Annotated in this window: 19 protein-coding genes; 7 read left to right on the top strand and 12 right to left on the bottom strand. The window is 64.6% G+C overall.

The window, feature by feature from the left end; translation table 11 throughout:
- Positions 1 to 39: 39 nt before the first annotated feature.
- On the top strand, positions 40 to 627 hold the full coding sequence (locus D7316_RS10715) for a TetR/AcrR family transcriptional regulator (RefSeq protein WP_124708232.1): 588 nt from the start codon (positions 40 to 42) through the stop codon (positions 625 to 627).
- Here the strand turns inward: D7316_RS10715 and D7316_RS10710 are convergent, their stop codons facing one another.
- From D7316_RS10710 to D7316_RS10685, 6 genes are all read right to left on the bottom strand, one after another.
- Positions 628 to 1,302, bottom strand: coding sequence for a TetR/AcrR family transcriptional regulator (locus D7316_RS10710; protein ID WP_124708231.1), 675 nt, complete (start codon positions 1,300 to 1,302; stop codon positions 628 to 630). It abuts the gene before it with no gap.
- 4 nt (positions 1,303 to 1,306) lie between these two features.
- The gene (locus D7316_RS10705) at positions 1,307 to 2,452 is read right to left on the bottom strand and encodes an acyl-CoA dehydrogenase family protein (protein WP_124708230.1); all 1,146 of its coding nucleotides are present in this window, start codon (positions 2,450 to 2,452) and stop codon (positions 1,307 to 1,309) included.
- A 96-nt stretch (positions 2,453 to 2,548) separates the two neighbouring features.
- Positions 2,549 to 3,757, bottom strand: a complete 1,209-nt coding sequence (locus tag D7316_RS10700; RefSeq protein WP_124708229.1) for an acyl-CoA dehydrogenase family protein — start codon at positions 3,755 to 3,757, stop codon at positions 2,549 to 2,551.
- Positions 3,754 to 5,442 (bottom strand): class I adenylate-forming enzyme family protein, encoded by a 1,689-nt coding sequence (locus tag D7316_RS10695; RefSeq protein WP_124708228.1) that lies wholly within the window; start codon positions 5,440 to 5,442, stop codon positions 3,754 to 3,756. The genes D7316_RS10700 and D7316_RS10695 overlap by 4 nt, the downstream gene beginning before the upstream one ends.
- Before the next feature lie 33 nt (positions 5,443 to 5,475).
- Entirely contained in the window at positions 5,476 to 6,222 is a 747-nt protein-coding gene (locus tag D7316_RS10690; protein ID WP_124708227.1) for an SDR family NAD(P)-dependent oxidoreductase, read from the bottom strand.
- Between the two features lie 33 nt (positions 6,223 to 6,255).
- Positions 6,256 to 7,047: an enoyl-CoA hydratase-related protein gene (locus D7316_RS10685; protein WP_124708226.1), complete on the bottom strand. Its 792-nt coding sequence runs from the start codon at positions 7,045 to 7,047 to the stop codon at positions 6,256 to 6,258.
- A 270-nt stretch (positions 7,048 to 7,317) separates the two neighbouring features.
- Here D7316_RS10685 and D7316_RS27440 point away from each other — a divergent pair, with 270 nt between their 5' ends.
- The 3 genes from D7316_RS27440 to D7316_RS10675 are packed head-to-tail and all read left to right on the top strand — an operon-like array spanning position 7,318 to position 10,821.
- Positions 7,318 to 8,292 (top strand): branched-chain amino acid ABC transporter permease, encoded by a 975-nt coding sequence (locus tag D7316_RS27440; protein WP_232016863.1) that lies wholly within the window; start codon positions 7,318 to 7,320, stop codon positions 8,290 to 8,292.
- Positions 8,292 to 10,067 (top strand): branched-chain amino acid ABC transporter ATP-binding protein/permease, encoded by a 1,776-nt coding sequence (locus D7316_RS27435; protein ID WP_232016862.1) that lies wholly within the window; start codon positions 8,292 to 8,294, stop codon positions 10,065 to 10,067. Before D7316_RS27440 ends, D7316_RS27435 begins: the two co-directional genes overlap by 1 nt.
- Positions 10,060 to 10,821, top strand: coding sequence for an ABC transporter ATP-binding protein (locus D7316_RS10675; RefSeq protein ID WP_124708225.1), 762 nt, complete (start codon positions 10,060 to 10,062; stop codon positions 10,819 to 10,821). Before D7316_RS27435 ends, D7316_RS10675 begins: the two co-directional genes overlap by 8 nt.
- Positions 10,822 to 11,432: 611 nt before the next feature.
- Here the strand turns inward: D7316_RS10675 and D7316_RS10670 are convergent.
- Together D7316_RS10670 and D7316_RS10665 are read right to left on the bottom strand one after the other, a co-directional pair.
- On the bottom strand, positions 11,433 to 12,701 hold the full coding sequence (locus tag D7316_RS10670; RefSeq protein ID WP_124708224.1) for an ABC transporter substrate-binding protein: 1,269 nt from the start codon (positions 12,699 to 12,701) through the stop codon (positions 11,433 to 11,435).
- A gap of 575 nt (positions 12,702 to 13,276) precedes the next feature.
- Positions 13,277 to 14,956 (bottom strand): FAD-dependent oxidoreductase, encoded by a 1,680-nt coding sequence (locus D7316_RS10665; RefSeq protein ID WP_124708223.1) that lies wholly within the window; start codon positions 14,954 to 14,956, stop codon positions 13,277 to 13,279.
- Between the two features lie 239 nt (positions 14,957 to 15,195).
- Between D7316_RS10665 and D7316_RS10660 the strand changes: the two genes are divergently transcribed.
- Positions 15,196 to 16,056, top strand: a complete 861-nt coding sequence (locus tag D7316_RS10660) for a 3-carboxyethylcatechol 2,3-dioxygenase (RefSeq protein WP_197718214.1) — start codon at positions 15,196 to 15,198, stop codon at positions 16,054 to 16,056.
- A 204-nt stretch (positions 16,057 to 16,260) separates the two neighbouring features.
- Here the strand turns inward: D7316_RS10660 and D7316_RS10655 are convergent, their stop codons facing one another.
- Genes D7316_RS10655 through D7316_RS10640 form a run of 4 tightly spaced genes read right to left on the bottom strand, consistent with a single transcriptional unit; the run spans position 16,261 to position 20,049 of the window.
- The gene (locus D7316_RS10655; RefSeq protein ID WP_124708222.1) at positions 16,261 to 17,061 is read right to left on the bottom strand and encodes a crotonase/enoyl-CoA hydratase family protein; all 801 of its coding nucleotides are present in this window, start codon (positions 17,059 to 17,061) and stop codon (positions 16,261 to 16,263) included.
- 36 nt (positions 17,062 to 17,097) lie between these two features.
- Positions 17,098 to 18,189, bottom strand: a complete 1,092-nt coding sequence (locus D7316_RS10650; protein ID WP_124708221.1) for a CaiB/BaiF CoA transferase family protein — start codon at positions 18,187 to 18,189, stop codon at positions 17,098 to 17,100.
- The gene (locus D7316_RS10645) at positions 18,182 to 18,487 is read right to left on the bottom strand and encodes a hypothetical protein (protein WP_005199568.1); all 306 of its coding nucleotides are present in this window, start codon (positions 18,485 to 18,487) and stop codon (positions 18,182 to 18,184) included. The genes D7316_RS10650 and D7316_RS10645 overlap by 8 nt, the downstream gene beginning before the upstream one ends.
- 50 nt (positions 18,488 to 18,537) lie before the next feature.
- Positions 18,538 to 20,049: a class I adenylate-forming enzyme family protein gene (locus D7316_RS10640; protein WP_124708220.1), complete on the bottom strand. Its 1,512-nt coding sequence runs from the start codon at positions 20,047 to 20,049 to the stop codon at positions 18,538 to 18,540.
- Positions 20,050 to 20,392: 343 nt separating this feature from the next.
- Here D7316_RS10640 and D7316_RS10635 point away from each other — a divergent pair, with 343 nt between their 5' ends.
- Positions 20,393 to 22,537, top strand: a complete 2,145-nt coding sequence (locus tag D7316_RS10635; RefSeq protein WP_124708219.1) for an acyl-CoA dehydrogenase — start codon at positions 20,393 to 20,395, stop codon at positions 22,535 to 22,537.
- Positions 22,537 to 23,718, top strand: coding sequence for a CaiB/BaiF CoA transferase family protein (locus D7316_RS10630; protein ID WP_124711251.1), 1,182 nt, complete (start codon positions 22,537 to 22,539; stop codon positions 23,716 to 23,718). Before D7316_RS10635 ends, D7316_RS10630 begins: the two co-directional genes overlap by 1 nt.
- The last annotated feature ends 33 nt before the right edge of the window (positions 23,719 to 23,751 follow it).

Genomic DNA, 23,751 nt, shown 5'->3' with positions numbered 1-23,751 from the left:
TTCTCTCTAGAACGATCACTCTAGAGCAAATGTTCTAGGATGGAAACCGTGCAGACCGACGAACGAATCACGGTGGCGATGGGCGAGCTACTGCGCAGGCAGGGTTATGCGGCCACCGGGATCAAGAAGGTGATCGATGCGGCCGGCGTCCCGAACGGGTCGCTGTACCACCACTTCCCGGGTGGCAAACGCGAGATCGCCGAGAAGTCCTTGCGCACCATGGGAGCCGCCTACGCCGAGTTGGTGGGCGGTTTGCTGGCTGAGGGCGACGACCTGCCCGCAGCGATCGAGCGCGCCTTCGACGCCGCCGCGACCGACATCGAGACCACCGGGTGGGCCAACATGTGTCCGGTGGGCACGGTCGCCGGGGAGGTCGCGGATGCCGAGCCGGAACTCCGGAGCGTGGCGGCCGAGGTCTTCACGTCGTGGATCGACGGCGGGACCCAACTCGCCATGCTGCGTGGCTATTCGGCAGACGATGCCCGTTCGCTCTGCATCGCGCTGCTCGCCGCGCTCGAGGGGGCGTTCGTGATGGCACGCACCCTGCGATCGGCGGAGCCGTTGCGGAGTGCGGGACGTGCGATGGCCGCCTACGCGACCTCGGTCGGGTCCGGCGTTCGACGGTGATCAGATCGTCGCGAGGTATTCGTCGAGCTTGTCGCCGACAACCAACGCGGGCAACGTGAACCGCAGTTGCGCGGCGATGTAGCCGGCCAACTGATGGGGTGCGAAGTGCCAGTGCTTGAGTGCCCAGCCGTGAGCGAGCATCATCAGGTCGAACACCACCAGGTCCGGATCGACTTCGTTCATCAGGCCGGCATCGATCCCTGCGGAGATCGCGTCACGCATCGGCGCAGACGTCTCCACTTCGAGTTCTTTGATGCGCTCGCGCCCGTCGGCGTCGAGCGTGCGGCTCTCGCGGTAGGTGAGGACCACCGCGTCGCGATTCTGGTCGACGATGGTCGTGTACTGGCGAAAGCCCGCGATCAACCGCATGACCGGGTCGTCGCCGGCCTGGTCCATCGCGGGCTGCAGCTGGTCGCGGAAGGCTTCCAGGATGTCGATGATGGCGGCCAGCAGGATGTCTTCTTTGCTGCCGAAGTACTTGTAGAACAATCCGACGCTGACGTCCGCCTCGTCGGCGAGTGCCTGCATCGACATCTGATGAAAACCGGTGCGTCCCATCACCGCCACCGCGGCATCGAGCAACTGTCGGCGCCGCGAGGATGCGCGTACTGCACGCACTGCCTCGGCGACGTCCACAGACGTCGTACCTCCGGTACTCCTCGTCACGGTTGTCATCCTCTCAGATGCCCAGATCCTTGGCGACGATCGTCTTCATGATCTCGGTGGTGCCGCCGTAGATCGTCTGGATGCGGGCGTCCACAAAGGCTCGTGCCACCGGGTACTCGCGCATGTAGCCGTAGCCGCCGTGTAGCTGCAGGCAGCGATCGGCGGTGCGCACCTGCAGTTCGGTGGCCCACCACTTCAGCTTGGCAGCCCGTGCTGCCGTCAGCTCGCCGGCCGCGTGTTCGGCGATGCAGTCGTCGAGAAAGGTGCGGGCGATGTCGAGTTCGGTCGCGAGTTCGGCCAGGACGAACCGGGTGTTCTGGAACGACGCGATCGGTGACCCGAACGCGGTGCGTTCCTTCACATAGTCCAGTGTGCGCGCAAACGTGCCCTCGGCCGCGGCGACCGCCCCGACGGCCAGCGAGAGGCGTTCCTGCGGCAGGTTGTGAACGAGTTGGTAGAAGCCCGCACCTTCGTCGCCCAACCGGTTTGCCACTGGTACGCGCATGTCGGTGAACGACAGCTCGCTGGTGTCCTGGGCGTGCAGCCCGATCTTGTCGAGCTTGCGGCCGCGCTCGAATCCAGGGGTGTCGGCCTCGACGACGAACAGTGTCAGGCCCTTGTGTCTGTCCGGGCCGGTGCGGGCGGCGACGACGAAGAGATCGCCGTTACGGCCATTGGAGATGAAGGTCTTCGATCCGTTGATGACATAGTGATCGCCGTCGCGCACCGCCGATGTCCGGATACCGGTGAGGTCGCTGCCCGCGCCCGGCTCGGTCATCGCGATGCCGAGGACCGTCTCGCCGGAGACCACTCCCGGCAGCCATCTGGCCTTCTGCTCATCGGTGGTCATCTCGACCAGGTAGGGCAGTACCACGTCGTTCTGCAGCGAGAAGGCGATGGCCTCCGCGGCCGCCCCGGTCCGCGCGGTCTCCTCGATGACGATCGCGTGGTAGCGGAAGTCATCGACGCCGGGCCCGCCGAACTCTTCGGCCACCGGAAAGCCCAGCAGCCCATTCTTTCCCGCCTCGGTGAACAGGCTCCGATCCCAGAGCCCGGCCTCCTCCCAGCTCTCGTGCGCCGGGGTGATCTGGTCGGCGACGAACTTTGCGACCGTCTCCCGGAAGTGTCTGTGCTCGATGTCGTGCGTGAGTGAGGTCACGGAGTTCTCCCTGATGGCTTGTGGTGAAGGTGGTTTCGAAGCGCGTCGGGCTCGCTGTGCTCGCTCGTCGCTCCTCGACCAGCGGATTGGGGACAATCAGCGGAAGGCGTTCTCCCCGGTGAACGCCTGTCCCAGCACGAGTTGATGCATCTCCGGTGTGCCCTCGTAGGTGAGCACCGACTCCAGGTTCACCATGTGCCGGATCACCGGGTATTCCAGCGAGATCCCGTTGCCGCCCAGAATCGTTCGGGCGGCTCGGCAGATCTTGATGGCCTCGCGGGTGTTGTTCAGTTTGCCGAAGCTCACCTGGTCGGGTCGCAGTCCGACGGAGTCCTTCAGGCGGCCGAGGTGCTGGGCCAGCAATTGACCTTTCTGCAGCTCGATCGCCATGTCTGCGATCTTGGCCTGGGTGAGCTGGAACCCGCCGATGGGTTTGCCGAATTGGGTCCGCTGCTTGGCGTAGTCGACGGCCGCCTCCCAGGCCGAGCGCGCGGCTCCGATCGAGCCCCAGATGATCCCGTAGCGCGCCTCGGTCAAACTTGACAGCGGGGCTTTGATCCCGTTGCCCTTGTGCAGGTCGTCGTTGCCGGGCATCAGCGCGTCCGCCGGTAGCCGCACGTTGTCCAACACGATCTCACCGGTCGTCGAGGCACGCAGGGACAGTTTGTGTTTGATCTCAGGAGTGCTCACGCCCGGGGTGTCGGTGGGCACGATGAACCCGCGGACGCCGGTGTCGGTCTTGGCCCACACGACGGCGACGTCGGCGATGGGAGAGTTGGTGATCCACATCTTGCGTCCGTCGAGAATCCAGTCCTCGCCGTCGCGACGTGCGCGAGTCTTCATCGACGCCGGATCGCTGCCGGCGTCGGGCTCGGTCAGCCCGAAGCAGCCGACTGTGGTGCCTTCGGCCATCGACGGCAGCCAGTGTTGTTTCTGTTCTTCGCTGCCGTTGTTGTAGATGGAGTACATGGCGAGCGACCCCTGTACCGACACCATCGACCGGATTCCCGAGTCGCAGGCTTCCAGCTCTAGGCTTGCCAGGCCGTAATGCACGGAACTCGCACCACCGCAACCATATCCGTCCAAGTGCATGCCCAGAACCCCGAGCTGACCGAACTGCTTGAACAGGTCGCGTGCGATGGGGATGCCGCCGTCCTCGAACCATTCGCCGATGTGCGGGGTGACGTGTTCGGCGAGGAATCCGCGCACCGAATCCCGCACTGCGAGTTCGTCGTCGGAGTAGCCGAGATCGAGATTGAGGGGGTCGAGCGCGGAAAATTTCGGGGTGCTGGTCGAGGTGCTCATCGGGTGGCTCCTTGGGGGGGTTGTGGTGCGATGAACTCGCCGGCCGACATCTCGGCTGCGGCGGATTCGGTTGCCTTGTAGTGAAGTTTCTTGCCGGTCGCCGAGACCGGCAGGGCGTCGACGAACCGATACGCGCGGGGTCGTTTGAACTGCGACAGCATCGGGTGCGTGCGGCAGTACTCGTCGAGTGCCTCGGCGGATGGCGACGTCCCGTCGACCGGGAGGATATAGGCGACGACCACTTGGCCCCAACGGTCATCGGGAACGCCGACGACGAGCGAATCGGCCACCTCCGGATGGCTGTTGAGTGCCTCCTCGACCTGAACCGGGTGCACGTTCTCGCCACCGGAGATCAGCATGTCGTCCTTCCGGCCGACGATGGTGACGAACTCGTCGCGATCCCAAGTGGCGAGGTCGCCGATGTGCAACCAGCTTCCCCGATACTTGGCCTGTTCCTGTTGCGGGGAATCATGATAGGCGGCGGCGCATTTGGGTGATCGGATGATGATCTCGCCGACCTCGCTGCCGTCGCGGGCCACCACATCGTCGGGGCTCGCGAGCTCCCCGTCGTGACGTACCTTGACCACCCGGACATCGTCGTCGACGCAGGCCCGCCCGGCGGTGCCGGCGTGGTCGGGTAGATCACTCGGCCGCAGGAAGGTGTTCCAGAACCCCTCGGTGCTGCCGTAGCCGTTGAAGATTCGGGGAGTCAGCACCTTCTGATAGCGCAGTGTCGCCTCCCGCTCCAGCGGCGCGCCCATCGTCACGATGCCACGCAGGCTGGACAGGTCCCGCCGGTTCGCTTCCTGGGAGTTGGCGAGCATCGCGAGGTTGGTGGGTGCGCCGATCAGGAAGGTCAGGCCGTACCTCTCCACCCAGTCCAGCGTCAGGTCGGCATCGAACGTCCGCATCGGCACCAGTGACGAGCCCAGATAGAAGGTCGGATTCGGTCCCGCACAATACAGTCCGCCACGGTGGAACCACGGCGTCATGTTCAGTGTCCGGTCCTCCGGGGAGAGCGGGAACGCCATGATCACGTCGTGCGCCGAGAAGATCTCGATCGCGCTGTTCATCGGCACTGCCTTGGGCATCCCGGTGGTACCCGACGTATAGAGACGGGTGGTCTCGTCGAAGACGGTCCGTGGCGGAGTGGGCAACGCGGTATCGGACTGCAGATCAGCGAAGCGCAGGGATGTCGGACCATCGACGAGTTCGCCGTCGCCGACGCCGACGAGTACATCCGGGGTGTGGTCGGCGCGGGCGATCGCTCCGGATACCACCGCGGTCAGATCGGTGTCGTAGACATAGACCTTCGGCCGGCTGATATCGAGGATGACTGCGGTCTCGCCGACCGCGAGGCGGAAGTTCACCGGAGAGCCCACCACCCCCGCGGCCTGGGTGGCCAGGTAGAGCTGGGCGAACTCGGGTCCGTTCAGCAACTGGTAGGCCACCACATCGCCGTCGTCCGCCCCGTGCTCTCGGAGCGCGGCAGCGACCATGTCGACTGCGCGCCCCAGCTGGGCGTAGGTCCATTCGGTGTCGGTGACCGGGTCGATCATGGCGACCGCCTCGGCATACCGTGCGACGTTGCGCCGGAAGCCGTTCAGATAGGTGAACTCGTTCTCGAAGAAGGTCCGGTACTGGTGCGCGTCATACACGTGGCGTGCGGTGTCGGTGGGGCTCATGGCAGGTCTCCGATGATCTGGTGTGCCGACCGGTCAGCCGGCCATGGTGAGGCCGCCGCTGACGCTGATCACCTGGCCGGTGATGAACGATGCCGCGGGCGAGGCGAAGAACAGGACGGGCGCGGCGACCTCGTCGGGGCGGGCGAGCCGCCGGAACGGGATCGCCTTGACGAGTGCCTCTTTGAGCTTGTCGGACTGCGCCTGGAACAGCGGTGTGTCGGTGGGGCCGGGGCAGACGGCGTTGACGGTGATCTGGTGCCGTGCCATCTCGCGGGCCAAAGACTTGGACAACGCGATGACACCGCCCTTGGCGCCTGCGTAGATCGATTCGCCGGAACTGCCGACGCGACCGGCATCGGAGGCGAGGTTGATGACCCGGCCTCCGTGCCAATCGTCACGTTTCGATGCCTCGACCATCCCGGGTAGGAACGCGCTGGCCATGTGTACGGGGCCGAGATAGTTGATCGCCACCACCTTCTCGGCGAACTCTGTTGTCGCGTTGAGGAATTGATCGGTGCGGTCCCAGCCGGCCGCGTTGACCAGGATGTCGGGGACGCCGACCTCCGCGGTGACCGCGTCGCGGAGCGTGTCGACCGTGGCGCGGTCGGCGACGTCGACGCTCATCGGGATGATCGTCTCGCCGGCCTCGGCGGTCTGCTTGGCCGCGTCGAGGTTCAGGTCGGCCGCGACGACGGTGGTGCCCTGCTCGGCGAAGGCCAGTGCGATGGCCTTGCCGATGCCGGAACCGGCGCCGGTGACGACTGCGATGCTGCTGTTCATGGTGTGTCCTCTGTGCTCGTCGGGTCTGGCGGTTCAGACGCCGACGTACTTGTTGAACTCCGGGGCCCGCTTCTCGGCGAATGCCGTGGCGCCCTCGAGACCCTCGGGGGAGTGGGTGAACAGGTCGAGCGCACTCATCGCCATGTTCGACAGTCCGGCCTGGTGGTCGGTGTCGGCGTTGAAGCTCTGCTTGAGGAACTTGATGGTGGTCGGAGACTTCTCCGCGATCTCGGCGGCGACCTTCTTGGCTTCGTCGAGCAGATCGGCGGCGGGGACGACCCAGTTCACCAGGCCCCATCGCTCGGCGGTTTCCGCGTCGTATTGGCGGCACAGGTACCAGATCTCGCGGGCACGCTTCTCGCCGACGATCCGGGCCAGGAATGCCGATCCGAACCCGGCGTCGAAGGAGCCGACCTTGGGTCCGGACTGGCCGAAGCGGGCGGTGTCGGCGGCGATGGTGAGGTCGCAGAGGACGTGCAGAACGTGGCCGCCGCCGATGGCCAGTCCGTTGACGGCCGCGATCACCGGCTTCGGGATGTCGCGGATGGTCTTGTGTAGGTTGCCGATCTCGAACATGCCGCTCTCGGATGGGCCGTAGTCGCCGGTCTCGGCGCGCTGCTTCACGTCGCCACCGGTGCAGAACGCCTTCTCGCCGGCGCCCGTGAGGATCACGGCCTGCACATCGCGGTCGGCCCACGCCCGGCGGAACGCGTTGATCATCTCCTCGACGGTCTTCGCGCGAAAAGCGTTGTACCGCTGCGGCCGGTTCATCGTGATGATCGCGGTCGAGCCCTCGACGGTGTACTCGATGTCCTCGTAGTTCATGTCCGCAACTCCTTCGATCGGTGTGGTGTGAAGTCAGTGTTCATGTTGAATGAACATACATTCACAGCCAGAGCGCGTCAAAGGGGCGGGTGAGATGCGGCAGCGGATGATGGCCGAGGAGTGGGCGCGCGTTCCCGTACCCGATGCGCACCGCACTGTGAACTACATCAATCTGGGCCAAGGGGGTGACGTACGTCGCAGCATGATCTAACATCAGTGTCACCTTTCAAGTGGTCTCCGGTGAGGAATGTCGTCACAATGCAGCATCTGGTGTTTTTGCTTCTCGGACTGGGAAACGGCGCAGTTTTCGGTGCCCTGGCGCTCGCGATCGTCCTGACGTATCGCAGCTCCGGGGTCGTGAACTTCGCGACTGGAGCGATCGCGCTGTACACCGCGTACACATACGCTTTTCTTCGGCAGGGGCAACTGCTCGTGCTGATCCCCGGCGTGGACTCGATCGATCTGGGCACACCGATGGGAATGTGGCCTGCGATGGGCCTGTCCCTCGTGATCGCCGCGTTGCTTGGCCTGGTCCTCTATCTGCTGGTCTTCAGGCCATTGCGTACATCACCTCTGGTGGCGCGAGCAGTGGCCGCACTCGGCATCTCGCTGCTGATCGCCGGCCTGGTGGCCCAGAAACTCGGTACGGACCCGGTCGAGGTGAGCCCCATCTTCCCGACGGACGTCTGGCAGGCCGGTGACCTGCAGTTGTCGGCCGACCGCTTCTACTTCGCGCTGACCATCGTGGTGCTGTCCGTGCTGCTTGCACTGGTCTTCCGCTACACCAAGTTCGGGCTAGCGACTCGGGCATCCGCGGAGACCGAACGCGGCGCGTACGTCAGCGGGATCTCGCCCGACCGCATCGCTGCATACAACTGGATGCTCAGTTCTGCAGTCGCGGGTCTGGCGGGAATCCTGATTGCGCCGATCGTCCCGCTGGTACCGGTTGCCTACACCCTGTTCATCGTGCCGGCGCTGGCCGCCGCGATCTTGGCACGCTTCGACCTCGTCGTGGTCGCAGTGTTCGCCGGTCTCGCCGTGGGCATGCTGCAGTCCGAGGCGCAGTACCTGGCATCCCAATACGACTTCTTGCCGTCCGCCGGTCTTCCCGAACTGGTGCCATTGATCTTGATCCTGGCGGTGCTGCTCATCCGTGCCAAGCCGTTGCCTGCACGTGGCGAGATCATCCTGCAAACCCTCGGACGTGCCCCCGGCCACTTCACGTCGCTCCTACCGCCGTGGTGATGACGATCGTCGGCATCGTGGCTCTGTTCCTGCTCGACGACCGCATGCGCACGGGGCTGATCGTCAGCTTCATCATGGCCATCATCGCGTTGTCTTCCGTCGTGGTCACCGGGTACGCCGGTCAGGTATCGCTGGCCCAGTTGACGATCGCCGGAGTCGCGGGCTTCCTGCTCGGACCCATCGCCAACACCTTCCATCTTCCGTTCCCGATCGCTCCGCTTGTGGCTGCGATCTGCGCGGCAGCGCTCGGCGTTGTGATTGGACTTCCGGCCCTGAGGATTCGAGGTCTCACAGTCGCGGTGGTGACGCTGGCAATGGCGTTTGCGGTCGAAGCGATCTGGTTCCGCAACGGCGATATCGTCGGCACCAGTGGCGTCGAGGCGCCGAAACCCAGCCTGTTCGGATGGGACCTGAGCATTGGTCAGGGCCTGGAGTATCCGCGGGTGACGTTCGGTGTGCTGGTGCTACTGGTGTTGGTTGCGGTCGCTGTCTCGGTCGCGCTGCTACGGCGCAGTCGACTCGGGACCGAGATGCTGGCCGTCCGGGCAAACGAGAGATCCGCTGCCGCAGCCGGTGTGAGTGTCGTCCGGGTCAAGATTCTGGCTTTCGCGATTGGTGCGTTCATCGCCGGCATCGGCGGCTCATTGCTGGCCTACCAACAGCAGACCGTGACATTCGACTCGTACTCGGCGATGGCCGGCGTTGCGCTCTTCGCCACGGTCTACCTGGCCGGTATCACCTCGGTTGCCGGCGGCATCCTGGCGGGGGTCTCCGCTGCTAACGGGCTGATATTCATCTTCGTCGACGAACTGTGGTCGGTGAGTGGTTGGTATGTCGTGGTATCCAGCGTCCTGCTGATCTTCACTGTGATCCTCAACCCCGAGGGCATCGTGGGCCCGGCACACAGTGTGTTGGCGAACCGCCGGGCCGCAGCGCTGCGGGACAAGGCCAAGGCCTCTCCGGATGCGCATGCCACGGATGCCATACCCACCGAGGAGCTTCCGGCCCAGCCGCGGGTTCTCGATCGGACGGGGCAGTCCGAGCTGATTCTCACCGATGTGTCGGTGAAGTATGGTGGTGCGGTTGCGCTGTCGGACGTATCGCTAGACGTTCCGAAGGGTGCGCTGGTAGGCCTCATCGGTCCGAACGGTGCCGGAAAGACTACACTCATGGATGCCATCACCGGATTTGCCGACTACACCGGCGACGTCACACTGTCGGGGTCGTCCATGGGCGGGCTCGCCCCGCACAATCGGATTCGTGCGGGCCTCGGCCGTACCTTTCAGGCGATCGAGCTGTACGACGATCTCAGCGTGACAGAGAACGTCAAGGTGGGCCGAACGGCCGCAGTGCATCGTCCCGACGTCAAGACCGAACACACCGATATCGGCCACCTCACTGAGGTATTCGAACTCCTGGGTATCACTGAGATCAGTGAGCGCCCAGCCGGCGAACTGTCACAAGGACAGCGTCAGCTGGTATCGATCGCACGGGCTCTGGCCGGCTCACCCAATCTGTTGCTGCTGGACGAGCCGGCAGGTGGCCTCGACAGCACTGAGAGCCGTTGGCTCGGAGAACGACTGCGAAGAATCTGTGAGAGTGGGGTGACGATTCTGATGGTCGATCACGACATGGATCTGGTCCTGAGTATCTGCGACGAGGTTCACGTACTGAACTTCGGTGAGCTCATAGCGTCCGGGTCCCCGGCGGAGATCCGGTCAAATCGAACAGTTGCGGAAGCATATCTAGGAAGAGAGGCTCAGGTTCATGGCTGACGTGCTACTTGCCGGAAAGGGCAAACCGGAAGAGCCTGTGCACACCGGAAGCCCGATTCTCGAATGCCGAGAGGTGTCGGCCGGCTACGGTTCGGTCAAAGTGGTTCGAGACGTGAGCTTCTCGCTCCATGCCGGCAATGTCCTGGCGATCCTGGGGCCCAACGGCGCGGGGAAGTCCACTCTGATGAACACCTTGGCCGGGTTGCTGCCCCGCAAGGGAGGCGACGTCGTCGTCGAGGGCAAGCAATTGCGCAGCGGTCGTCCCGCAGAAGCCAACCGTCATGGACTGGTGCTGGTTCCGGATGATCGAGCGTTGTTCACATCGCTGACGGTTCGTGAGAACTTGACGATCGCTAAGAGGTCCGGCGGGCTCGATGTTGATGCGGCCATGGAGATGTTCCCAGCCCTTGCCAAGCGCATCAAAGTCAATGCCGGGGCGCTGTCGGGTGGAGAGCAACAGATGCTCGCCGTGGCGCGAGCGTTGACCCAGAATCCCCGCGCCCTTCTCATCGATGAGATGAGCATGGGATTGGCCCCGGTCATCGTCGAGGAGCTTTTGCCAATCGTGCGTCGGATCGCCGACGAGACCAAAGCCGTTGTGGTGCTGGTGGAACAGCACGTGCAGTTGGCTCTGGAGGTCGCCGACGAGGCGCTCGTCCTCGTGCACGGCGGTGTGCGATTACGCGGGCCGGCCGACGACCTCGCAAAGGACCCAGCGTTGCTCGAGCAGGCTTACCTGGGCGAAGCCGTCTGACAGTTCATCGGCAGAGCCAGTTCACCGACAGAGCCGGCCACCCCCGCGCGCGGGGGTGGCCGGCTCTATGTCTCATTCATGGCGAGGAAGACCTGTTGTCCGAGACTGTTCACACCCAATCGACAGCTGCGGGATTTCACTCCTGGAAGCCGATGAGCCGAGCGGGTCGAGTGAATCTCCGGTCGGGAGCCTCTCGGGCCGCCGCAGCGTCCAACGATGTCGGACGGGAGGGTCCAAGGCGACGCTCACGAAGTCGAAGCGGTTTCGAGAGAACCAAACTCGGGAGTCAAACGTGCGCGCGATCCTCAGTTGGATCCCACGGTCCGTACGACGGCTCGCGATCTGACACGGGCGACCACGCCGCCGCGCCGTGGAAGACGGTCATCGTGCCGTACGAAGCGGACACGCAACCAGCAGTCAAACGGCGATCGGGCGCGCAGTGATCGATTCGGCAGTGGCCACCGGACTTGCGCGACGACCGACCCCGACAACGACATGCGGACCGACTTCCAGAGCGGAACGTGGCACTCGCTCCGAGGCTGGTTCCGTCCCAAATGGATTTGGCCGCCAGCCCGAAACGGGCTGGCGGCCAAATCAGTTCGAGCGAGTGATCAGGAGGTGGGTTTGGCGTAGAGCGATGGGTCGATGGTCACCTTCTTGTAGTCGGTGAGTTCGCCGTTCTCGTTGGCCTTGGCAAGGATGCCGTCTGCGCTGCAGATATTCGGTGAGATCGGGATCTGCTTGCCGTTGCACTGGAACATGATTCCGTCGGTCAGCGGGTACTCCGTCGGAGGCGCGGTCTTCATACCCTCCATGACCGTTTCCTTCGTGGGGTCGGTGACCTTGGCGGCGTTGAGTGCCTTGATCATGCCGAGCATCGGGGCGTATCCGGCAGACGAGAGCTGGCCGAACTTTGCGCCGTCGCCGTACTTGGCCAGAATCGCCGAGTACAGCTGAGAATCGGCCGCGTCGGGGCTGAGGTTGAGTGCGGCCGCGACATTGATGTCCTTGTAACCGTTCGGGATCGAGCTGCCGCCACCGATGCTGATGCATCGATCGATGGCGAAGATCGGGGTATTGGGCTTGGTGGTCTTGATTGCTTTGAAGGCGCTGGTGCAGAAGCTGTCATTGCCGAGGACGAAGAAGTTGTCCGCGTCGGCTCCTGCGGCACTGATCTGCGGGGTCATGTCCGCGGTGCCCGGCGGAATGCCGACGACATCGTACCCGACACCTGCATTACCCCAAACCATACCGCCTACCGCACGGGTGGGTCCCTCCGCGCCCGGCACGCCGATGGACACGGCGAGAGTGTCCTTGAGCCCCTCGTCTTTGGCTGAGGTGGCCGTGATCGCGAAGTACGCGGTGCCGTTCGACAGGGAGAAGACCCCGGGGGTGCTGAGGCCCTTCGGCGTGGTGCCGCTGTGGACGACGAGCGGGACACCGGCGGGCGACAGGACGTCGACGAGGTTGTCGAGTTCGCCCGGGGTCGGTCCGACCACCGCTGCGGCGCCGGCCTGGACCATCTGGTTCGCACAATCGGTTGCCACGGCAGGCTGCGCGAGTGCCTCACACGGCTTGAACTGGATCGGACGTCCGCCGATGCCGCCGAGGTAGTCGTTGGCGTAGGCGGCCGCGGCTTGGGCGCCACGGATCTCGTCGCTCGTGTCGATAGTCGGCGACTTGCCTTCGCTGACGAACCCGATTGTCACGGGAGTTCCGGTTGCCTTGTTGGGTGTGCCCAGAACGGATTCGTTGGCCGAGGGTTCGGCTGCCGAGTCGCCGCCGTCATCGGAACTGCTACAGGCGACCATCCCTGCGGTGAGGGCGGCAGAGAGCAACGTTGTTGCCAACAGCCGCCGGCCGGTCCTTGTCTTGTTCATTCTGTGCTCCTGAGATCGGGACGTCGGAATTGCGCCCGCACATGGGTGTTGGATTGAGTCTCGTATCCAATCGTTCGGGTTGGTGCGAAGATCGGATCCACTGGGAGACGTGGTGTCAGATACGGACCCTTGAATCGTGGACTATGACGGCGGTCACTCCTATCGTTTTCTCGGAATGTTATCCAACTGTTATCTCCCGGCCCTCAGAGGCGTGCTGTGTGCGCTGGTGATTCCGTGATTCGGGGATGGTTGATGGACTCGAAGACCCTGCGCGCGTCAGGCTTGTGTAGGTGGAGAGAAGATACCCAGTTATGTCAGAAAGGTGCGCTTGGGCTCGGTCGCTGCCACCCGAGGTGCTGTCGCGATGGGCTGAGACCTCCTGAGGAGATCTGGTGGTGGCGCCGGAGGGCTTCCGCTCCGTTGACTGTCGATGGATTGTGGCAGAAGACAACACGCTGATCGTCCACCTGGGGCGGCAGTGGTCGAGCACCACCGGTCCTTCACCGCCGGTCCTTCCACCGCGGAAATGTCCGTCGTCTGATAGGTGAGGTCCTCGTGTCGTGGTTGAGGACGTGTCAGTCCCCGCGCACGACCTCCATCATCGAGTCGGTGTCGACGAACTTCACTCGTGGTCGCCTCCGGGGCTTTCCAGCGGCTCGCTCGGCCTTGTCGATCAGGGACCAGCCGGCGAAGTCGACGACGTGCGGCGCTCGCTGGGACACCAAGTCCGCGAATGATTCCGAGTCGTCTGCGGGAGCGGCGAGTGCGCCCGCGACGTAGTCCTGCAGCAGCAGGTCGACGGTATCGGCGGCGCACTTCTTGTTCGTCCCGATGACCCCTGAGGGCCCCCGCTTGACCCATCCGGTGGCGTAGACACCCTGGACTGGTTCGTCGCCGTCCAGTGTGACAACCCGACCATCGACGTTCGAGATGACGCCACGGGCGTCGTCGAACGGCACCCCTGGTACCGGCACGCCACGATAGCCGACCGCCCGGAGTACGAGCGACGTGTCGATCACCTCGGTGGTATCCGTTCCGACCGCGACGACGGCTCCTGACTCGTTGCGGTCGAGGTTGTTGTGCATGACGCTGACGGACTCGATGTGACCCTCGCCCGAGATCTCGGTGGGGGAGGCGAGGTATCTCAGGACGAGACGCTTCGATGAGCCGGCCCCGCCCTCCTCGGCAACCTTGCGGGCCAAAGCGACCTTGGCCTTGACCGATGACTCGGTTTCGGGGTCGTCGAGGATCTCCTGCGTCACAGAATCGATGCGCACCTCGTCGGGATCGATCACGAGGTCGACCCCGGGGAGATGGCGCAGGGCCATCATTTCGGGATTGGTGTATCCGGCTTGTGCGACACCCCGTCGGCCGAGCACGACCACCTCGCGAATGTTGCTCGCACGCAGTACTTCCAATGCATGGTCGGCGATGTCGGTGCGGTCGAGGTCGTCCGGGTCGGAGAGCAGGATGCGAGCGACGTCGAGAGCGACGTTGCCGTTGCCGACGATGACGGCTCGTTCACCGCTGAGGTCGTAGGTCCGATCTGCGTAGTCGGGGTGGCCGTTGTACCAGCCGACGAATTCCGTGGCGGTGTGGCTACCCGGGAGGTCCTCGCCGGCGATGCCGAGGCGACGATCCGACGACGCGCCCACTGCGTAGATGACAGCGTGGTTGTGTGCCAGCAATTCTTCATGCGTCAGGTCGACACCGACCTCGACCCCCAGGTGCAACCTGAAATTCTTGCGACGCTCGAGGGTCCGGAAGATGTCGGTCACCGCCTTCGTGCCCGGGTGATCGGGAGCGACTCCGGAGCGGACGAGCCCATACGGTGTCAGCAAGCGCTCAAACATGTCGACCTGGACGCCTTTGAGTGCGATCAGCTCGGACGCGGCATAGAATGCCGCAGGTCCTGACCCGACGATGGCGACCCTCAGCTGCGAGAAATCCGCCTTCCGCCACAGCGGTTTCGGCACGTCGAGTTCACCGCTCTGCACCGGATGCAGGTCGAAGTACTCGGCATTGAGTTCGATGAACGGGAGCTCGGGATCGTCCAACTCGTCTTCGGCCTTGATCGCCTCCACGGGGCAGGCCTCGACACAGGCGCCACAGTCGATGCAGGTCTGCGGGTCGATGTGGAGCATCTCTGTCCGCATGAAGTCCGGCTCGTCGGGCGTCGGATGGATGCAGTTGACCGGGCATACATCAACGCATGAGGCGTCGTTGCAACACGCTTGCAAAATCACAAAGGCCACGGCGATGTCCTCCAATATCTGACAGTTACGTCTACTTTGGGGGCAAGGGTTCGATCTGTCAAGTAGCAGAAGAACCCTTCCATACATCTTTCTGCCGTTATGCCGGCTGCGAGCGTACGGCGTGATCAACGGCCCGTCGAAGTGGCGCTCGACTGGAGTGAACATTTGATCTAACGTCAGTGTCACTAATGGTTCAGGTGCCATTCCAGCGGCGACCGAACGTACCGACGAGGAGGGTCATGACGGAACGCAATCGACTGGTCGTGTGCGCGAGCCACAGCCCGGGGATGGAGCGAGACACCGAGCATGTGTTCGGATCGGAGTTCCGGGCCGGCCTGGCTGATGCGCGGGCACTGATCACCTCGTTCGACCCGGATTTCACGATCCTCTTCGGTGGCGACCATCGCCGTGCCTTTCGGCACGTGGTCCCGACCTTCGGCGTGGCCACGTCCGCGACCATCCTGCCCGAAGGTGGCCATGACGAAGGGACACTGAATGTTCCGGCCGATGTCGCCATGGACCTCGCGGTGCATCTACTCGACTCGCGGTTCGATATCGCGGTCTGCCGGGACGTCTCCCTCGACCACGCTTTCGCGCAACCACTACGAGACCTCACCGGCGACCTCGGACGCTACCCGGTCATCCCGGTGCCGATCAATTGCGCGACCGGACCGTTGCCGGCGGCCGCGCGCGTACTGGAGTTCGGGGAAGCGGTCGGGCGTTTTCTCGACACGCTGGACGCCCGCGTGTTGGTGATCGGGACCGGCGGGCTGTCTCACTCGCCGCCGAGTCTGGAGCTCGATGCCTACGACATCAGCGACGAGGAGCGGCGCCGCGTGATCAGCGAGGGCGCGGCAGCTGCGCGTACGAAGATCAAGCCGCAATGGGACAAGGCCTTCCTGGACGCGTTGGCCACCTGGGACGGTGCCGAACTGGTCTCGCTCACCGATGATGCCCGCGCGCAGGCCGGTGTCGGCGCCAACGAGGTGCGCACATGGCTGGCGGCCGGGGCCGCGGGAGGCGGCACGCCGCTGGATGCGCTTGTTTATCAGCCGGTCGAGGAATGGATCACCGGGATGGGGCTGGCGGTGTCGCGGTGAACCCGCTGATCTGATCAGGCCACCGGAGGGATCGGGTGGTCGACGACGTTCCCAATCGCACGGACAATCCCGAACCCGGTGCCGCGCTTCACGAGTGTTGAGAAAGGAGCTGATTTCGACGTGCGGTTGAACTGGCCGGCGTCAGAACGGACTGCCCGAAGCAATCGCTGTGGGGCAGTCCGTCTCCGTTGGTGACGCGCAGTTTCAGCGGCCCTGCCACACGGGTGGCCGCTTCTCGGCGAAGGCGCGGGGTCCCTCCTTGGCATCTTCGGAGTAGGCGATCGCCGGGAGGGCGGCGCTGGTCATGTCCCAGCCGATGGTCTCGTTCGGTCGATCGCCGGACTCGCTCTGTGCGAGAGCGATTCGTTTGGAAGCGGCTACCGCGAGTGGTGCATTGGCCGCGATCTTCTCAGCCAGCGCCAGCGCAGTGGCGAGCACGTCGCCCGCAGGGACCACCCGATTTATCAGGTGCAGCTCGAGCGCCTGCGCAGCGGTGATCGGTTCGCCGGTGAGCAGCAGTTCCATCGCAACGACCTGAGGTAGCTTCGCGGCGAGGCGAAATGCGCCGCCCGCACCGGCGATCAGACCCCGTGTCACCTCCGGCAGCCCGAAGATCGCGGTGTCGGCGGAGACCGCGAGATCGCTGGCCAACACGAGTTCAGTGCCACCGCCGAGCGCGGGTCCGTTGACTGCTGCGATGGTCGGCTTGCTGATCGCATGTCCGACGTAGCCCGCCAGGCCCCACTGCTCGCGCCCGGGTGGGATCACCGCCTCGCCGCGGGTGATGGCCTTGAGGTCGGCTCCCGCGCAGAACGCCTTGTCGCCGGCGCCGGTGAGGACCACGGCACGAACGTCAGGGTCCTTGTCTGCTTCGGCCAGGGCATCGCCGACGACAATGCACATCTCGGCATTGACGGCGTTACGCGCCTCTGGACGATTCATGGTGATGAGCATGACGTGCCCGCGACGTTCGATCAGCGCGGGAGACTCCGGTGTATCAGTCAAGATTCCTCCAAATTGTTGTGGTGCACGAATCAGCGATCACGGCCAGACGTCCGCGACATCGACTGCGTGCCTTGGCGGTGGTGCGGGAACCGCAGGGGACGTGCGCGAGAACGACGGCGCCGGCCCGGGTTGGGTGATCCCGTCGATCGTCGTGAAGACACCGCGCGCGACCATCTGTGGATCGGCTTCGGCCTCGGCGAAGGTCAAAACCGGAGTCACGCAAGCGTCGACCCCGGCGAAGACGCTTGCCCATTCGTCCCGTGACCGAGAGGCAAAGCATTCGGCGAAGAGCTTACGCATGTGCGGGTAGTTCTCGGGTTCGCGTTGGGCGCCGACCTCGGCGGGATCGAGGCCGAGGGTTTTTACCATCGTCGCAAAGAACTGTGGCTCCAAGGCTCCGACCGCGACATACTTGCCGTCTGAGCACTCGTAGGTGTCATAGAACGGAGCAGAGCCGTCGAAGACATTCTCGCCACGGTCATCTGACCACCGTCCTGACCCGCGCATGGCCCACAACAGGTGCCCCAGTGCCGCTGCGCCGTTCACGATTGCCGCATCGATGATCTGCCCGCGTCCGGAGGTCTGGCGTTCGACCAGAGCGGAGATGAGACCGATCACCAGGAACATCGAACCGCCGCCGAAGTCGCCGAAGAGGTTCAGGGGTGGCACCGGGCGCTCACCCGGACGTCCAACGGCGTGCAGCAGTCCCGTCAGTGAAATGTAGTTCAGGTCGTGGCCTGCCTCCATGGCCCGTGGACCATTCTGCCCCCATCCAGTCATTCGGCCGTAGATGAGCCGTGGATTGACCTCGGCGACGTCGTCGGGGCCGAGACCGAGGCGCTCGGTGACGCCCGGGCGAAAGCCCTCGATGAGGATGTCTGCCCGCGCGACGAGTCGCATCACATCGCGGAGGTCATCGGGGTTCCTGAGGTCGGCTTCCACGATGGTTCGTCCGCGCAGGCCGGCACTCGATCCTGTTCCGGCTGTGGCCAACCCGCCGCGTCTCTGTACGCGGACCACATCGGCGCCCAGATCGGCCAACACCATCGCGGCGTGAGGACCGGGACCCATGCCGGCGAGCTCGAGTACCCGTACACCGGCGAGGGGCCCGACGTGCGGGTCAGTCACTGGAGGGAAGGGGTTTGGCGCTCTTGATGTCCAGTGGCGTGCCGCCGAGCGACAGGGTTCCGGTGCCGGGCTTGGTCACCAGGACCTCGACGGTGTCCTCGGGGTCGACGTAGCGTTTGCCGAGCTGTGTCCCGCTGTCGAGTCCCGCGGCCGGGGTGAGCCCGGTCGCCGGTGTCTTCGTCACGTCGATCATCGGCTGGCCGCCGCAGTCGAGTTCCGATTCGCCTGCGGGTGCCTTGACGATGATCACCTGTGTGCCGCATACCTGGCTCTGCAGACGACTTCCGGTTTTCAACACGATCTCTCCTTTGATTCTGGTGCTGTTCGACGTCGAGCTCTGTGCGCCGTTCACGCGCGGGATTCCGCTGTGGGTTCGACGATGCTCGACACCACGTTCTTGCGGAGAATCTTTCCGGTTGCGGTCGCCGGGAGGTCGTCGAGGAAGATGACCCGATCCGGGGTGCGCGAACCGCGTAGGCGTTCACGTACGTAGGTGCGCAACTCCTCGGGATCAACAGACATGCCAGGCTCGACGACGACCGCAGCAGCGATCGCCTCACCCCAGTGATCGTCTGGTATGCCGACCACCACAACCGAGCGGACCATCGGGTGGTGTACGAGAACGTCCTCGATCTCGGCGGGGGCGATGTTCTCGCCACCGCGGATGATGGTGTCGTCGTTGCGCCCGACGATGTAGAGGAAACCCTCGGTGTCGGTGTACGCGAGATCCTTGGTGGGGAACCAGCCCTCGGCGTCCAGCACCGAGCCGGCACCCATGTACTCCCCGGACACCTGTGGCCCGCGTACCCAGAGTTCGCCCTGCTCGCCTGACGCGACCGGGAGCCCCTCGGGGCTGCGCAGTTGGATCTCGATGCCGGGAACCGGTCGGCCGATCGAGCCCAGACGCGCCTGGACAACCGGATCGTCACTGTCGAGTGCCGCGCGGTGATCTTCGGGGCCCAGCAGCGCGATCGTGGAACTTGTCTCGGTCAGACCGTAGGCGTTGACGAATCCTGCCTCGGGGAATGCCCGCAGCGCCGCTTCGAGAGTGGGCCGAGGCATGCGTGCTCCGCCGTAGGAGAGCGATCGCAGCGTGGGCACATCGGCGCGTTCACCTGCCAGCACATCGACGATACGATCCAGCATCGTCGGCACGACCATGGCAGACGTCGCACCTTCTCGACGGACGAGCTCCACCCAGGCGCGTGCATCGAAGTTGGGCAGATAGATCAGGCGGCGACCGGCATAGATGTTCGTCAGGATCGTGCCCATCCCGGCGACGTGATACGGCGGAACACTGATGAGCGCACCGTCGGTCTCCGCGGCCGCCCCGTACTCCACAGTGCTCATGACGTAACTGAGCAGATGGCTGTGCCGCAGGATCACACCCTTGGGTGCGGATGTGGTTCCACTGGTGAACAAGATGATCGCCGGATCGTCCGGGTCGACGTTCGCGGCGGGCAGCGGATCTGATGCAGCCGCGCGGGCGGCGGAGGCAAAAGCGTCGGTCGTCATGACGTCGCGGATCGACGCCAGTTCGGCGACGTAGCGGGGGTCCGCGATGACCAACGGGGATTCTGTACGCGCAATCAGCTGTTCGAGCTGCCCGCGGGCGAGGCGGTAGTTGACCGGTACGAACGGCACACCGGCATGGGCGGCGGCGAATACCAGCACGGGGAGCTCGAGTCCGGAATTACCGAGGAAGACGACGTTCTTGGCGTCCGCCCGCGCGATGACACTTGCTGCGCCGGCGACCAGTTCGCCGAACTCCGCATACGTCAGTGAGGTGCCGTCGACCGTGATGGCAGTCCGGTCCGGGTGACCAGATGCCGCCATGTCCAGGATCAGCGAGATGCTCATGCAAGACTTCCAAATCTCTCGTGTGATGTGATCCCCATCGTCGGCCCGATGCCCCGTTCTGTGCTGACTCGGCAGGGGTGCTCCGGAAGAATGACGTGGGTCACTCCTTGGCAAAACCATAGTGGATGATCTGACACCTTGTCCACGAATTGTCGGAAAGATGTCGGTCCACCGGTTCGGGCGGTTGTTTGCGCAGTTCAGAAGGGGGCGGAATCATTGGGTGTTGTGGCGATGCTTGTTCGGCATGCGCGCTGCACCGAGCCTTGAATATCGTTGATCTGACATCTAGGGTCAGTTGCGTGTGCCGAAAGGCCAATCAGCTCGCAATCGAAAGGTGGCCGAGATGGCACTTGCCATATCCCCCGAACACATTGAACTCGCCGATGCCGCTGCCGGCCATCTCCGGCGGCATGGTGTCCGCGACGCCGCCCGCGCTTCCCTCGACGGATCACCCGTTCCCGACAAGTTCTGGTCGAGCACAGCGGATCTCGGTTGGCTCGGCTTGCATCTCCCGGAAGAACACGGTGGGTCGGGCTACGGTATCGCGGAGCTGACCGTCGTCCTCGAGGCGATGGGGCATGAGCTGGCTCCCGGCCCGTTCCTTGCGACGGTCGCCGCATCGGCAGTCATCGCGCACTCCGGGGATGCCGACCTCAAGGCGGAAGTGCTCCCCGGGCTCGCGGACGGATCGACAGTTGGTGCGGTCGGCCTCGCCGCGGGGCTGTCCCGCGACACCGAGGGCCTGGTCAGCGGCCAGGTGCGCGCGGTCTTGTCGGCTCCGGAGGCAGATCTGCTCGTCCTCGCGATCGGCGATGACCTCGTGGTGCTCGACACGACCGTGGCAGGGGTAGGCATCAGCCCAGCCACCTCACTGGACACCACTCGCGGGCTGGGGACGGTCTCATGTACGGGAGTTGCTGTCCCGGCCAACCGAATTCTCGAGGGTGCGGCACGCTCGGGTCGCAGCCTGCTGCGTGTCCTCGCATCCGCCGAGGCCACTGGCGGGGCGCTGGCGTGTCTCGAGATGGCCACGGACTACGCAAAGGTTCGCGAACAGTTCGGACGGACCATCGGCTCGTTCCAGGCTGTCAAGCATCACTGCGCCGACATGCTCATCGCCGCGGAGGCGACCGTCGCGGCCACCTGGGATGCGGCCCGCGCCAATGACATCGACAGCGCCTGGTTCGCATCAGCTGTCGCGGCCTCCTATGCGGGCCCGACCCAGCTGAAGAACGCCCGGATGAACATCCAGCTTCATGGTGGCATCGGGTTCACCTGGGAGCACGATGCGCACCTCTACCTGCGACGTGCGACCACGGTCGCCGCAATCCTGTCCGACGGCATCGATCCGTTGGTCGACATCGTCGCCGCCTACCGGTCGGGTCAGGCCCAGGGCGCAATATTCGAGCTGCCCGAGGAGGCCGAGGTGTTCCGGACGGCTGCCCGTGCCGAGGCCGAGGCTGTCAGAGCACTGCCCGAGGCGCAGCGACGCGATCACCTCGTCGACAGCGGATACCTTGTCCCGCACTGGCGCAAGCCCTGGGGGCGCGAGGCCGGGGCGATCGAGCAATTGGTGATCGAGGAGGAGTTCGAGGGCATCGATCTGCCAGACCTTGGCATCACCGGCTGGGTCAATCTCACCATCTCGCAGGTGGGTTCGGACGATCAGCGCAATCGGTGGGTCGAACCGGTGCTGCGCGGCCGGGATCAGTGGTGTCAGCTGTTCAGCGAGCCCGGTGCAGGTTCGGATGCCGCTGCCGTTCGAACCGTGGGCAAGAGGGTGGAGGGCGGTTGGCGCGTGACCGGCCAAAAGGTCTGGACCAGTGTCGCTCTCGACTGTCAATGGGGTCTGGCGACCGTCCGGACCGACCCCGACGCAGCCAAGCATGCCGGGGTGTCGATGATGGCGATCGACCTTTCGGCCGAAGGTGTCGAGATCCGTCCGTTACGTGAAATCACCGGCGACGCGTTGTTCAACGAGGTCTTCTTCGACGATGTCTTCGTGCCGGACTCCGACGTCGTCGGCGCAGTGGGCGAGGGCTGGAAGGTCGCCCGTGCCACCCTGGGCAACGAACGGGTATCCATTGGCGGCGGTAGCGGTTCCATCGCGTTCGGGGCCGCCGGTCTGGTAAAGCTGCTCGACGAGTCAGAGAGTGCCGACGGTGTGCGACGCGTCGGTGAGGTGATCGCCGAAGCACACACCCTTCGTCTACTCAACCTGAGGCAGGCCGCACGCGCGGTCATCGGTGCCGGTCCCGGCCCGGAAGCCAACGTGACGAAGCTCATCAAAGCCGAGCATTCGCAACGTGTCACCGAGCTGGGTATCGATCTGGCCGGCACCGCAGCGGTGACCGGTGAGACTCCTGAGCTGACGTACGCATATCTGTTCGCGCGCTGTCTGACCATCGCCGGCGGCACATCCGAGATCATGCGCAACACCATCGCCGAGCGGCTCCTCGGCCTGCCGCGCGATCCGCTGGCCCGATGATGAACTCGTTGCCGCTCGCCGGCATCACGGTGATCAGTCTGGAGCAAGCGGTGGCCGCTCCGTACGCCACTCGCCAACTGGCCGATCTCGGGGCGCGCGTCATCAAGATCGAGCGGCCCGGGGTCGGGGACTTCGCGCGGGGATACGATGACACGGTCCATGGGGAATCGAGCTACTTCGTCTGGCTCAACCGCTCCAAGGAATCGCTCACGTTGGACCTCAAGAGCGCTGTGGGGCAACAGTTGCTGCGAGAACTTCTGACCGACGCGGACGTGTTCCTGCAGAACCTCGGACCGGGTGCGACCCGCCGGATGGGGCTGGGGGCCGACGACCTCAAGGACTCGCACCCACGACTGATCGTCTGTGACATCACCGGGTACGGAGAAGGGCCTTGGCAGTCGCGGAAGGCCTACGATCTGTTGGTTCAGGCCGAGGCCGGATTGCTCAGTGTCAGTGGAACCGAGCAGGAGGTCGCAAAGGCGGGAATCTCGGTTGCCGACATCGCGGCGGGTAGCTTCGCCTATTCCGGCATCCTTGCCGCTCTCTATTCTCGGGCGACAACGGGCGATGCTCCGGCAGTGACGGTCTCGCTGTTCGAGGCACTCGCCGAGTGGATGGGTTCACCGATGTACTACTCGCAGTACGGAGGAACCCCTTCGCGTCGGACGGGTGCACGGCACGCGACGATCGCCCCGTACGGCCCTTTCAGCGTCGGCGATGGCGGCACCGTGCTGCTGGCGATACAGAATCAACCCGAATGGGAACGGTTCTGCACTCAGGTCCTGGACCTGCCCGGGCTGGTCGACGATCCGCGATTCGCAAAGAACCCTGTGCGCGTGCTCAACCGCGAAGAGTTGGAGGCGATCGTTACTGCGGCGATCGAGCCACTCAGCGCGGACGAACTGGAGAAGAAGCTCGAAGCCGCGGGTATCGCAAATGCCAGGATGAACACGATGGAGCAACTCTGGGATCACCCGGTCCTGTCCGAACGCGAGCGCTGGCGCGACGTCCAGACGCCGGGCGGACAGGTCCGGGCGCTCCTACCGCCGGCGGTGCTGCGTGGAGTCCAGGCCAGAATGGATCCGGTGCCGGCGCTGGGCGAACACACCATCGCCATTCTGCGAGAGCTCGGCAGGGATGACGCAGAGATCGCTCGGCTCCGCGAAGTGCATGTCGTCTGACCCGTTGATCGGGTAGATCGTGCCCGACGCGGA

The sequence above is a fragment of the Gordonia insulae genome (genome assembly GCF_003855095.1).
Classification (GTDB): domain Bacteria; phylum Actinomycetota; class Actinomycetes; order Mycobacteriales; family Mycobacteriaceae; genus Gordonia; species Gordonia insulae.
The sequence above is the reverse complement of the archived record's forward strand: the minus strand, read 5'-3'. Positions and strand labels throughout refer to the sequence as shown.